Annotated in this window: 9 protein-coding genes; 2 read left to right on the forward strand and 7 right to left on the reverse strand. The window is 71.2% G+C overall.

The genetic code is table 11. The annotated features are described in order from the left end of the window. Positions 1 to 3: 3 nt before the first annotated feature. Both IG02_RS0112315 and IG02_RS0112320 read right to left on the reverse strand, forming a co-directional pair. Positions 4 to 663, reverse strand: a complete 660-nt coding sequence (locus tag IG02_RS0112315) for a histidine phosphatase family protein (protein ID WP_030745350.1) — start codon at positions 661 to 663, stop codon at positions 4 to 6. Positions 664 to 729: 66 nt separating this feature from the next. After that, positions 730 to 1,335, reverse strand: a complete 606-nt coding sequence (locus IG02_RS0112320; protein WP_030745352.1) for a YdbC family protein — start codon at positions 1,333 to 1,335, stop codon at positions 730 to 732. A 235-nt stretch (positions 1,336 to 1,570) separates the two neighbouring features. Between IG02_RS0112320 and IG02_RS0112325 the strand changes: the two genes are divergently transcribed. Further along, entirely contained in the window at positions 1,571 to 2,098 is a 528-nt protein-coding gene (locus tag IG02_RS0112325; RefSeq protein WP_030745354.1) for a TerD family protein, read from the forward strand. A 140-nt stretch (positions 2,099 to 2,238) separates the two neighbouring features. On the opposite strand, the gene IG02_RS0112330 is transcribed toward IG02_RS0112325, so the two are convergent. Both IG02_RS0112330 and nrdR read right to left on the reverse strand, forming a co-directional pair. Continuing rightward, complete coding sequence (locus IG02_RS0112330; protein WP_030745357.1) at positions 2,239 to 5,121, reverse strand: vitamin B12-dependent ribonucleotide reductase; 2,883 nt, start codon at positions 5,119 to 5,121, stop codon at positions 2,239 to 2,241. Between the two features lie 143 nt (positions 5,122 to 5,264). Continuing rightward, on the reverse strand, positions 5,265 to 5,774 hold the full coding sequence (gene nrdR, locus IG02_RS0112335) for a transcriptional regulator NrdR (RefSeq protein ID WP_030745360.1): 510 nt from the start codon (positions 5,772 to 5,774) through the stop codon (positions 5,265 to 5,267). 522 nt (positions 5,775 to 6,296) lie between these two features. On the opposite strand from nrdR, the gene lexA reads away from it, so the two are divergent. After that, positions 6,297 to 7,082, forward strand: a complete 786-nt coding sequence (gene lexA / locus IG02_RS0112340) for a transcriptional repressor LexA (RefSeq protein ID WP_030745363.1) — start codon at positions 6,297 to 6,299, stop codon at positions 7,080 to 7,082. Between the two features lie 273 nt (positions 7,083 to 7,355). Here the strand turns inward: lexA and IG02_RS0112345 are convergent, their stop codons facing one another. The 3 genes from IG02_RS0112345 to IG02_RS0112355 form a co-directional block, all read right to left on the reverse strand. Continuing rightward, positions 7,356 to 9,326 (reverse strand): ATP-dependent DNA helicase, encoded by a 1,971-nt coding sequence (locus IG02_RS0112345; RefSeq protein ID WP_030745366.1) that lies wholly within the window; start codon positions 9,324 to 9,326, stop codon positions 7,356 to 7,358. 38 nt (positions 9,327 to 9,364) lie between these two features. Further along, the gene (locus IG02_RS0112350; protein WP_051764910.1) at positions 9,365 to 11,245 is read right to left on the reverse strand and encodes an IucA/IucC family protein; all 1,881 of its coding nucleotides are present in this window, start codon (positions 11,243 to 11,245) and stop codon (positions 9,365 to 9,367) included. A 335-nt stretch (positions 11,246 to 11,580) separates the two neighbouring features. Next, positions 11,581 to 12,399 carry a GNAT family N-acetyltransferase gene (locus tag IG02_RS0112355; RefSeq protein ID WP_234314713.1) on the reverse strand — a complete coding sequence of 273 codons (819 nt, stop codon included), beginning with the start codon at positions 12,397 to 12,399 and terminating at the stop codon, positions 11,581 to 11,583. Positions 12,400 to 12,500 lie beyond the last annotated feature (101 nt).

The raw sequence follows: 12,500 nt of genomic DNA on the forward strand, positions 1-12,500 counted from the left end.
ACCCTATCCAGTGGGACCGTACGGTTCGGGAACGCGCCAGCGCTCGAACGGCCTGTCCAAGGTGTACCTGTCGTCCGGGCCGAGCTCCAGGACCCGGGTCTCCCCGTTGCCGGGGTTGGACAGCGACTCGAACTCCGCCACCGTCCAGTGGAACCACCGCATACAGAACAGCCGCATGGTCAGGCCGTGCGTCACCAGGAGGACGTTCTCGGGTGCGCCGGGCTCCCCGAAGCTCCGGTGGAGGGACTCCAGGAAGGCGCTGACCCGGTCGTACACGTCGGCGCCCGACTCCCCTTGGGCGAAGCGGTAGAAGAAGTGCCCGTAGGCGTCGCGGTACGCCTTCTGGAGCCGTACGTCCTCCCGGTCCTGCCAGTTCCCCCAGTCCTGTTCCCGGAGCCGCGGCTCCTCCCGCACCCGTACGAGTTCCGGATCGAGGGCGAACGCCCGCAGCGTCTCGTGGGCGCGGCGGTAGGGGGACACGTACACGCTCACGCGCTCCCGTCCGAACAGCTCCCGCAGCCGCGTACCGGTCCGCTCCGCCTGCCGGCGGCCCGTCTCGGTCAGTCTCAGGGCATGGTCGGGCTCGCGTTCGTACACCGAGTCGTCTGCGTTGCCCTCCGACTCGCCGTGCCGGACGAGAACGATGCGTCGCGGTCGTGCCATGCCTCAGACCCTAGGCCAACCCCGGGCCCTGTCCCTCCCGGCACCGGGACAGCCGGGTGACACGCGTCAGACCGTCCAGGACGACTCAAGATCGACGATGTCACCCGCCAGGGCCGCCACGTCCGCGGCCGTCTGCGCGCGCAGCGTCAGCCGTTCCACCCGTTCGACCCGGTACTTCCCGTGCTCGGCCGCCGACTGCCACATGGACAGCACGATGAACTCGTGGCCGGGCGCCTCTCCGAACAGTCCGCGCACCATCCCCGGCGAGCCGGCCATCGCGGGGTTCCAGACCTTCTCCTGCATCAGGGCGAAGTGCTCCACCCGGTCCTCGTGCACCTTGCAGTGCGCGACCCGGACCACGTCCGCGTCGGTGAACCGCGGCTCGAAGCCGGTCTTCACGTCGAAGCGGTGGTCGAACAGCCTGGCCTGCGTGTCCTTGTGCGTGCCGGACTGCGCCGCGGCGAGGCGGTCGTGCGAGCGCGCCATGAAGGAGTCGTAGAACGCGCGGCTCTCCCAGAAGGAGAAGACGTGCGCGACATCCGGCCGGGTCCTGCTCCAGCCCCCGCTCTGCCCCCGGAACCCCGGCTCACCGAGCAACCCCGCCCATTTCCGCTGCCCGCGCTCGAACCCTCGTCGGTCGATCACGGTGCAGCGAATCCACTTGACCAGCACCGCGCCATCGTACGGGGCGCGAGGTGGCGTCCGTCACGCTCGTGCGCCGGCGTGCGTCACGCGCGTACGGCCGGCGTCCGTCACACTCGTACGTCCGGATCGCCGCCCCCGACCGGACGGGTGTCCGGCCGTCCCCGGCCAACCGCCCCGGCCGGCAAGCGCGTTGTCGGTGGAGCCGTCTAGCCTTGCGTACGAGGCTCGGGGATCCGGCCCCGGTTCCGAGGAGGGAAAAGTCGTGAGCAACCTCAACAGAGGAGTGGCCAAGGTCGAGGTCACGCTCAAGTGGGATCCCAGTCCGCTGGGCGCGGCCCCGCACGACCTGGATCTGGTCGCCGCGACCTACACGTCGGAGGGCGCGGGCGCCGCTCCGGACTACCTGGTGCACTTCGACAGTCGTTCGCCGGACGGGACGATCACCCTCGACCGGCAGAGCCGGACGGGGCAGGGCTTCGGCTCCGACGAGGAGATGACGCTGGAGCTGGAGCGGCTCGCGCCCAGGTACACCCGCGTGGTGGTGGGCGTGGTCATCCAGCAGCGCGACGGGCGGCGGACGTTCGCCGACATAACCGGTCCGGCGGTCCGCGTGCTGGAGGGCTACACGGAGCTGGCGGAGCACGACTTCTCCGCCGTCGCCGGTGCCACGGCCGCGACCTTCGCCGAGTTCACCCGCGACGCCTCGGGCGCCTGGCGGTTCCGCACGGTCATGCGCGGCTTCGACACCGACCCGCAGTCCTTCGGTTCCGTGATGGGCGACCTCGCCTGACCGGGGCCGCCCGGCCCCCGTACCACCCGGCCCTTCGGGCGGTACGCCCCGAGGGGCGGCGAGCCCACCGGCTCACCGCCCCTCGGACAGCGTCCCTCACCACCGGGCCCCACCGGGCGCACCGGCGGCGGGCGGGACGGTCAGCTGCAGCCGCTCGTGGACCCGCAGCCCTCGCAGATGTAGCAGGAGCCGGCGCGCTGCATCTTCGTACCGCAGGAGAAGCAGAGCGGGGCGTCGGCGCTGATACCGAGCTGCATCTCGACCAGTTCGGCCGAGGTGTGGGCCTCCTTGGGTGCCGGGACCGTGGCCGCGGCCGCCGGGGCGGACGCCTCGGGGCGCAGGTTGACGGGCCGGGCCGGCGCCTCGTCGGCCGGGTCCTCCAGGTCCTCCTCGACCGGTTCGTACGAGCCGGTGTCCAGGTGGCGCTGGCGCTCCTCCGCGGAGTGGATACCCAGGGCGGAGCGGGTCTCGAAGGGCAGGAAGTCCAGCGCGAGACGGCGGAAGATGTAGTCGACGATGGACTGGGCCATCCGCACGTCCGGGTCGTCCGTCATGCCGGCCGGCTCGAAGCGCATGTTGGTGAACTTGGAGACGTAGGTCTCCAGCGGCACGCCGTACTGGAGGCCGACGGAGACGGCGATGGAGAAGGCGTCCATCATGCCCGCCAGGGTGGAGCCCTGCTTGGACATCTTGAGGAACACCTCGCCGAGGCCGTCGTCCGGGTAGGAGTTGGCGGTCATGTAGCCCTCGGCGCCACCCACCGTGAAGGAGGTGGTCAGCCCGGGACGGCCCTTGGGGAGGCGCTTGCGGACGGGCCGGTACTCGATGACCTTCTCGACGGCCTCGCGCAGTACTTCCTCGGCCTTCTCGGCGACCTTCTCCTCCTCCTTCTTCTTGGCGGAGAGGGGCTGGCCGACCTTGCAGTTGTCGCGGTAGATGGCGAGCGCCTTGACGCCCATCTTCCACGCCTCGAAGTAGACCTCCTCGACGTCCTCGACGGTGGCGCTCTCGGGGAGGTTCACCGTCTTGGACAGCGCACCGCTGATCCAGGGCTGGATGGCCGCCATCATGCGGACGTGACCCATGGCGGAGATGGACCGCTCGCCCATCGCGCAGTCGAAGACCTCGTAGTGCTCGGCCTTCAGGCCGGGGGCGTCGATCACGTTGCCGTGCTCGGCGATGTGGGCGACGATCGCCTCGACCTGCTCGGACTGGTAGCCGAGGCGGCGCAGCGCCTGCGGGACCGTGCCGTTGACGATCTGCATCGAGCCGCCGCCGACCAGCTTCTTGAACTTGACCAGGGCGAGGTCGGGCTCCAGGCCGGTGGTGTCGCAGGACATCGCGAGGCCGATCGTGCCGGTGGGCGCGATGACCGACGCCTGCGCGTTGCGGAATCCGTTCTTCTCGCCGAGGCGGAGCACGTCCTGCCAGGCTTCCGTGGCGGCGGCCCAGACAGGGGTGTCCAGGTCGTCCACGCGGACGGCGGCGGCGTTGGCGTCGGCGTGCTGCTTCATGACGCGCTTGTGCGGCGTGGCGTTGCGGGCGTAGCCGTCGTACGCGCCGACGACCGCGGCCAGCTCGGCGGAGCGGCGGTAGGAGGTGCCCGTCATCAGGGAGGTGATGGCGCCGGCGAGGCTGCGGCCGCCGTCGGAGTCGTACGCGTGACCCGTGGCCATCAGCAGGGCGCCGAGGTTGGCGTAGCCGATGCCGAGCTGGCGGTAGGCGCGGGTGTTCTCCCCGATCTTCCGCGTGGGGAAGTCCGCGAAGCAGATGGAGATGTCCATCGCCGTGATGACCAGCTCCACCACCTTGGCGAAGCGCTCGGCCTCGAAGGCCTGGTTGCCCTGCCCGTCGTCCTTCAGGAACTTCATCAGGTTCAACGAGGCCAGGTTGCACGAGGTGTTGTCCAGGTGCATGTACTCGCTGCACGGGTTCGAGCCGTTGATCCGGCCCGACTCGGGGCAGGTGTGCCAGTGGTTGATCGTGTCGTCGTACTGGATGCCGGGGTCGGCGCAGGCCCACGCGGCCTCGGCCATCTTGCGGAAGAGCGCCTTGGCCTCGACCTCTTCGATGACCTCGCCGGTCATCCGGGCGCGCAGGCCGAACGTGCCGCCGTTCTCGACGGCCCGCATGAACTCGTCGTTCACCCGGACCGAGTTGTTGGCGTTCTGGTACTGGACGGACGTGATGTCGTCGCCGCCCAGGTCCATGTCGAAGCCCGCGTCGCGCAGGGCGCGGATCTTCTCCTCCTCCTTGACCTTGGTCTCGATGAAGTCCTCGATGTCGGGGTGGTCGACGTCCAGGATGACCATCTTGGCCGCCCGGCGGGTGGCGCCGCCGGACTTGATCGTTCCCGCGGACGCGTCCGCGCCGCGCATGAAGGAGACCGGGCCCGAGGCGTTGCCGCCGGAGGAGAGGAGTTCCTTGGAGGAACGGATGCGGGAGAGGTTCAGGCCGGCGCCGGAGCCGCCCTTGAAGATCATCCCCTCTTCCTTGTACCAGTCGAGGATCGAGTCCATGGAGTCCTCGACGGACAGGATGAAGCAGGCCGAGACCTGCTGCGGCTGCGGCGTGCCGACGTTGAACCACACCGGCGAGTTGAAGCTGAAGATCTGGTGCAGCAGGGCGTAGGCCAGCTCGTGCTCGAAGATCTCGGCCTCGGCGGGGGAGGCGAAGTAGTGGTAGTCCTCGCCGGCCTTCCGGTACGTCTTCACGATCCGGTCGATGAGCTGCTTGAGGCCGGTCTCGCGCTGCGGGGTGCCGACGGCCCCGCGGAAGTACTTGCTGGTGACGATGTTGACCGCGTTCATCGACCAGAAGTCGGGGAACTCGACGCCACGCTGCTCGAAGTTGACCGAGCCGTCGCGCCAGTTGGTCATGACGACGTCACGGCTCTCCCACGACACCTCGTCGTACGGGTGCACGCCGGGTGTGGTGTGGATCCGCTCGACACGCAGCCCCTTGGCAGCCTTCGCCCCCTTGGCTCGGGAACTCCGTGCCGGACCACTCGCCGTCTCTGTCATGCCGCCTCCCATATACGTACAAAAACGCCCTGCCGTGCCGTCTTCTTCCCATGGCACGGGGGATGTGTGTGATGCCCGGGGCGCGTGAGCACACCCGTGACAGGTCTTGATCGCCGCGAAGCGGCCGGGCCCGGCCCGGCCGGTCAGTCCGCGGCGGTGACGGACGCGGGGACCTCCCGGTCGCCGGCGGCGCCGCCTTCTTCCGACGGAGGCCGCTCGCGGAGTTCCGCGATGGCGGCCTCGAAATCTTCGAGCGAGTCGAACGCCCGGTACACGGACGCGAAACGCAGGTACGCGACGAGGTCGAGTTCCCGCAGCGGACCGAGTATGGCCAGCCCCACGTCGTGGGTGGTCAGCTCGGCACTCCCGGTGGCGCGCACCGCCTCCTCGACCCGCTGGCCGAGCTGGGCGAGGGCGTCCTCGGTGACGGGCCGCCCCTGGCACGCCTTGCGGACGCCGGAGATGACCTTGGTGCGGCTGAAGGGCTCGGTCACGCCGCTGCGCTTGATCACCATCAGTGACGCCGTCTCGACCGTCGTGAAGCGACGGGAGCAGTCGGGGCACTGGCGACGGCGGCGGATCGACGTCCCGTCGTCGGTGGTGCGACTGTCGACCACACGGCTGTCGGGGTGCCTGCAGAAGGGACAGTGCATGGCTCCCAATCCCTCCTTCACAGCGCGACGAAACAGCCCCGTCGAGACCCGCGAAGAGCCCCTCGAAGCGATCCCCAGCATAGGCGATCGCCTCCGCGTTCAACGACGGGGGACCACAACTTCTGGGCGGCGGCGAAAATCCAACCACTAGATCTGGGGGTTTGCCGCACCGTGCCCGTATGCGTGTCGGACGGGCGGGCGGCGTCTCCCCGGGCGTTTCCCGGGCGCGCGGACCGGCGTCGAGCGTACGGGAGGGGCACGCCTGGCGGACGTCCGGGGGGCCACCGACGGCAGACCGCGCGGCCACCGGGAGCCGGCCGGGAGCGGCCCACGCGCGGCGCCGTACGGCTTCGCACCGCCCCGCCACGAGGCCCTCACCTCGAGGCCCGATACGGCCTATACACCCGGGAGGTCCCTTACGGCGGTTACTCTGCGATTTTTCACTCGAACGTGTGTTTGGCGCAACCTTTCGAAAGCTACTACCGTTGTCGAGCTAGGGAGAACACATCGAGAGGGGCCGACGTGACCACCACCGCAGACAGTGCCACCATCACCGCGCAGGACCGCTCCCCGAGCCGACTCGAGCCGGTACACACTATGAATGACGCCGCCACGACCCCGGAGGGGCCCAAGCCCGGCCGTTCGCTGCCCGGCCGGCCCCCAGGCATCAGGGCCGACAGCTCCGGGCTCACGGACCGGCAGCGGAGGGTCATCGAGGTCATCCGCGACTCCGTCCAGCGCCGCGGCTACCCGCCGTCGATGCGGGAGATCGGCCAGGCCGTGGGGCTGTCCAGCACCTCGTCGGTCGCCCATCAGCTGATGGCCCTGGAGCGCAAGGGCTTCCTCCGCCGTGACCCGCACCGGCCGCGGGCATACGAGGTCCGGGGCTCCGACCAGCCGAGCACACAGGCGACGGACACGACCGGCAAGCCCGCCGCCTCGTACGTCCCGCTGGTCGGCCGGATCGCCGCCGGCGGTCCGATCCTCGCGGAGGAGTCCGTCGAGGACGTCTTCCCGCTCCCCCGCCAGCTGGTGGGCGACGGCGAGCTGTTCGTCCTGAAGGTCGTCGGCGACTCGATGATCGAGGCCGCGATCTGCGACGGTGACTGGGTGACGGTCCGCCGCCAGCCCGTCGCGGAGAACGGGGACATCGTGGCCGCGATGCTGGACGGCGAGGCGACCGTCAAGCGCTTCCGGCGCGAGGACGGGCACGTATGGCTCCTCCCCCACAATGCGGCCTACCAGCCGATCCCCGGTGACGAGGCGACGATCCTCGGCAAGGTGGTGGCGGTCCTCCGCCGCGTCTGACCGCGCTGAGAGCACGCGGACGCGGACGGTCTCCGGCCGTGGGCCGGTTTCCCTGGCGAAGTCGAACTGTTGCGGTACTCACCGGATGACGGTGGGTACCGCAATGTCGTGTTCGCGGCCCTGCCGTGTCGGCCGCATCCCGTTACACGCCGTGTCCCGGCGTATGCGGACACATTCGGACCGTGCTCGGCGCCCCCGGCCCGACACGGCACGCGGCCGGACCGGGCACGGACACAGGCATAGGCGCAGGCACAAGCATAGGCGCGGGTCGGACTACGTACCGGCCGCGCGGGCGGCCTCGTCGATCGCGGCCAGGGACCGGCGGACCTGGTTGCGGTCCGTCGTGTACCAGAACTCGGGCAGCGACGCCCGCAGGAAGCTGCCGTAGCGCGCGGTGGCGAGCCTCGGGTCCAGGACGGCCACGACCCCCCGGTCGTCGCTCGCCCGCACCAGGCGGCCCGCCCCCTGGGCCATCAGCAGCGCCGCGTGCGTCGCGGCCACCGACATGAAGCCATTGCCGCCGGCCTCCTCCACCGCCTTCTGCCGCGCGCTCATCAAGGGATCGTCCGGGCGGGGGAACGGGATGCGGTCCATCACCACCAGCTGGGAGCTGGACCCCGGCACATCGACGCCCTGCCACAGCGAGAGCGTGCCGAACAGACAGGTCTTCGGGTCGGCGGCGAAGGTTTTGATCAGCTCGCCGAGTGTGTCCTCGCCCTGGAGGAGGACCGGCAGATCCAGCCGGCCGCGCAGCTCCTCCGCCGCGGCCTGGGCGGCCCGCATCGAGGAGAAGAGGCCGAGCGTGCGGCCACCGGCCGCCTCCACCAGCTCCGCCAGCTCGTCCATCATGTCGCCGCGCGAGCCCTCCCGGCCCGGGGTGTTCAGATGGCGGGCCACGTACAGGATGCCCTGCTTGCGGTAGTCGAAGGGGGAACCGACGTCGATGCCCTTCCACTGGGGCAGGTCGTCGCCCTCCGTGCCCTCCGGCGCCAGCCCGAGCGAGGCGCCCACTCCGTTGAAGTCGCCGCCCAGCTTGAGGGTGGCGGAGGTGAGCACGACCGAGCGGTCCGCGAAGAGCTTCTCCCGCAGCAACCCCGAGACGGACAGCGGGGCGACCCGCAGGGACGCGCCGAAGCGGTCGTGCCGCTCGAACCAGACCACGTCGTACTCGGAACCGGACACGATCCGCTCCGCGACGCCGTGGACGGACTCGACGGAGCCGAGGGCCTGCTTCCGTACGACGTCCTCGTCCTGCATGGACGCGTCGCGCGTCGAGCCCAGCGCCGAGATGACCGTACGGGAGGCGTCCCGCAGCGCCGTCAAGGCGTATCCCAGGTCCTCGGGGACCTCCTCCAGCCGCCCGGGCAGAGCCAGCTCCATGACGCGCTCGAAGCCCTCGGCCGCCGTCTGGAGCGCGTCCGCCACCTTCTCGTCGACCAGCTTCGCCGCCCGCCGGACGGCTCGCTGGACCTGGCCGGGCGTGAGCTCGCCCGTGGCCACGCCGGTGACCCGGGAGACCAGCTCGTGCGCCTCGTCCACGATCAGCACCTCGTGCTGCGGGAGGACCGGGGCCCCCTCGATCGCGTCGATCGCCAGCAGCGCGTGATTGGTGACGACGACATCGGCGAGCTTGGCGCGCTCCCGGGCCATCTCCGCGAAGCACTCGGCTCCGTAGGCGCACTTCGACGCGCCGAGGCACTCCCGGGAGGTGACGGAGACCTGGGACCAGGCGCGGTCGGACACGCCGGGCGTGAGGTCGTCGCGGTCACCGGTCTCCGTGTCGTCCGCCCAGTCCCGCATCCGCAGCAGGTCCTGGCCCAGTTTGCTGCTGGGCGCGGCCGCCTCGAACTGGTCGAAAAGCCCTTCGTCCTCGTCCTGCGGCATGCCTTCGTGCAGGCGGTGCAGACAGAGGTAGTTCGACCGGCCCTTGAGCATGGCGAACTCCGGGCGCCGGCGCAGCAGCGGGTGCAGCGCGTCGACCGTGCGCGGCAGGTCCCGCTCCACGAGCTGGCGCTGCAGCGCCAGGGTCGCGGTGGCCACCACGACCCGCTCTCCGTGCGCCAGGGCCGGCACCAGGTAGCCCAGGGACTTTCCGGTGCCGGTCCCGGCCTGGACGAGCAGGTGGGACGGGGCGTCGATGGCCTCGGCGACGGCCTCGGCCATGGCGACCTGGCCTGGCCTTTCCATGCCGCCGACCGAGGTGACGGCGGCATGGAGGAGCTCGGGGAGTGATGGCTTCGTCATAGCCCGACCAGACTACGGGGCGCCACCGACAACGGGCGTCACTCGTTCGAGGGCAACCGCGCGGCCGGGGCACCGTGCGCCACGGCGGCCAGCGGATTGGGGACCGTGCCGTGCACGGCGGCGTGCGGCCGCTCCGACCGGTCCCGGTAACCGTCCAGGTGGAGCCGGTTCCGGTTCAGACAGAGCCGCTCGATCCGGGGCGTGAGCAGGTCGAACAGCTCGAAGCGCTCCTTCAGCTCCGGGAAACCGGCCTGGTAGCGCAGTATCTCGGCCCGCACGAGTGCCCAGAACTCCGCCTCGGGAACGCCCAGTTGCTCCTCGCACAGCGGGGCCAGATAGCGGAACACCCCCACGAAGAGCCCGGAATGGATGAACTGGGTGAGGAAGCCGGGCTCCTCCGTGAGGAGGACGTCCTTCACGTCCGCGGGCATCGACTCGTGCTCCGGCAGCGGCCGGGCGCTGACGTTGACGTCGTCGACGAAGTCCTTGACCGCCAGCCGCACGGGCACGTCCCGCTCGTCGAAGACGACGATGGCGTTCTCGCCGTGCGGGGAGAAGACCGTCCCGTAGCGGTAGAGGAAGTGCAGCAGGGGCGGCAGCATCGCCGCGAAGAGCCGCTGGAGCCAGTCGGCGGCGGCCAGCCCGGAGCGCTCGACCAGTTCCGCGGTGAACGCGCGCCCCCGCGGATCCGTATGGATGAGCGACGCGAGCGTCCGGGCGCGCTCGCCGGGAGCCAGCCGGGTCTGGAGGGGCTCGCGCCAGATGGCTCCGAGCAGTTCCTTGTACTGGTACGGGACTTCGGGGAGGTGGTCGTACAGCGGGTGCTCGACGGTGACGGAGGCGACCTCGCCCAGCAGGATGACCCGGCAGCGCTCGCGCAGGAACGGATCGGCGTCCCGCAGGGAGTGGACCCACGCGGTGACGGCGGGCGCCGCCAGCGTGCGCTCGGTGGGCAGTCCGCGCCAGACCAGGGTGTTGAGGATCGACAGGGGCAGCTTGACCGTGTGCCGCTCGGGCCGGCTCACGTTCAGGAAGGTACGGATGGACTGCTGCGGCAGGCGGAGGTCGCCGTCGGCGGGGAGCGGGACGATCGCCCCCTCGGCCAGGGCCGGCGCGTACAGGTGCACCAGCACGTCGTCCCACTGCCATGGGTGGACGGGGAGGTAGAGGTACGCGGCGGGGTCGAGCCCCCGGTCACGCAGGACGGCGTCGAAGCGCTCGCGCGTCCCGGCGTCGAGTTCCCCCTCGTACAGCCGTTCGGGGGTGGCCAGCGCCTCGACGCCCCGGTAGGCGGCGAGCGAGGTGCTGACCGCGATCCAGGGCAGCCTGGCGGGCGTGCGGCTCTCGGGTGCCCAGCGGGCGGTGTCGGTGGCGGAGAAGCCGACCCGGCCCTTGTTGAGGACGATCCAGGGGTGCCCGGTCTGGTGGCCTTCCAGTTCGGCGTAGCCGAGGTCGGCGAGGCGCGCGGCCGGGAGGGCGGTGTGGTCGAGCCGGGCGTCGGCGGCGAGCGTCGTGGTGAGTTCCCGTACGAGGTGGCCCAGGGTCTCGCCGTCGAGACCCAGCTGCCGACGGGAGAGGACGAGGAAGCGCAGCGGGTCGGTGAGGGGTCGGCCGTCGCAGAGGAGCGAGTCGGGGTCGACCCGCCAGCTGTCGTACGAGCCCCGGGCGGCCCGGAAGGTGAGCGTCTCGCCCGCGTCGAGCAGGAGGGTGTAGCGGGAGTACGCGGCGGTCCCCGGGGCGGCGTCCGGGCGGTCGGCGGCGTCGTCGGCGGGGCCCGGGACCGGCCGGACGATCTCCTCGTACGCGAACTCCGCGAGGAGCTTGGCGAGGAGGCGGCTGCCGGCCCGGCGCCAGGCGAGGGGGTTCAACTCGGGCGGGGAGAACAGGACGGTGGGATCGTCCGACGGTACGCCCGGCACGCCCGAAGCATCCGGCACGTCCGGCACGTCCGGCGCGGGTGAGCCGGGTTCGGTTGTGGCCCCGGCACCGGCTATGGATTCGGTGACGGACTCGGCGACGGGCCCGGCTATGGACTCCGTGGTGGAGTCGGGCGCGGGGGCGGACTTCGGAACGTGCTTCGGCACGAGGGACTCCTCGGGGAGGGAACCGATGACGATCGAGCGGTTGGGTTGATCCGGGTGGCGGGATTGACGCGGTGTCGCGGTGGAGGCGGGGTCGCGGTGGCGTGGTGGACGCGGGGTGAGCACGAGGGAATCGACGGTCGCGGTGGGCGGGGACGGACTGAACGGGCCGCTCAGAGGAGTTCGCGGTACGCACGGTCGCGGACCATCAGAGCGGCCCGTTTGTCGGGCAGGTCGATCTCGGCGCCGAAGCGGAACCCGGCGCCGAGGAACGCGGACACGGACGGTGTGTTGCGCAGGTCGGGTTCCGCGACGACGCGCCCGCACCGGGGGCGGTGGTCGAGGATCAGGTCGGCCACGGCCCGCAGGAGCGTGGTGCCCACACCGCGGCCCCTGTTGGCGCCGCCTCCGACCAAGAGGTGTATCCCGGTGTCGTGGGGCCGGGCTGGATAGTGGCGCGCGAGCGGGTCCAGGTCCGCCCGGTAGATCTCCCAGTAACTCATCGGGGTGCCGTCCAGCACCCCCAGGCAAGGGACGCTGCGCCCGTCGCCGTCGAGCTGGGGGCGCAGATGGCCGGCGGTGACGTCGTCCGGCCCGGCGAGGTTCCAGAAGGCGGCCACCGCGGGGTCGTTCATCCAGCGGCCGATCCGTGCCAGATCGCGTTCCAGCACGACGGGGACGAGCCGGAACACGCCCACGGGGGTGGTGGCCGCGCCCCAGCCGGGAAGGGCGTCGAGCAGATCACCGGCCGGTCGCTCGGCCACCGGTCGCCCGGCCGCCGGTCGCTCACCGGTCGCCTCCTCGCCGCTCCTCACATCCCCGGCCGTCCTGCTGCCGGCCGTCCACCTGTCGGGCATCCCGTCCCGGGTCGACTCGGCTCCGGGTGTGCCGCCTCCGGACGTCTCGTCGCCGGACGTCTCGTCGCCGGGCGTCTCGTCCCCGGGCGCCCTCGCGTCGGCCGGTTCCTTGCCCATCGCTGCGGACACGGTCATCGGTCCGTCCTCCCCCGGAGTCGCGTCGAAATCCGATCCTGGCCCCACCTTGCCCGCCCGGCCCCACCCGGCCCCGCCCGTCCCGGGCCGGTCCGCCGGTG

It is taken from the genome of Streptomyces sp. NRRL F-5135 (assembly GCF_000719775.1).
Lineage (GTDB): Bacteria > Actinomycetota > Actinomycetes > Streptomycetales > Streptomycetaceae > Streptomyces > Streptomyces hebeiensis.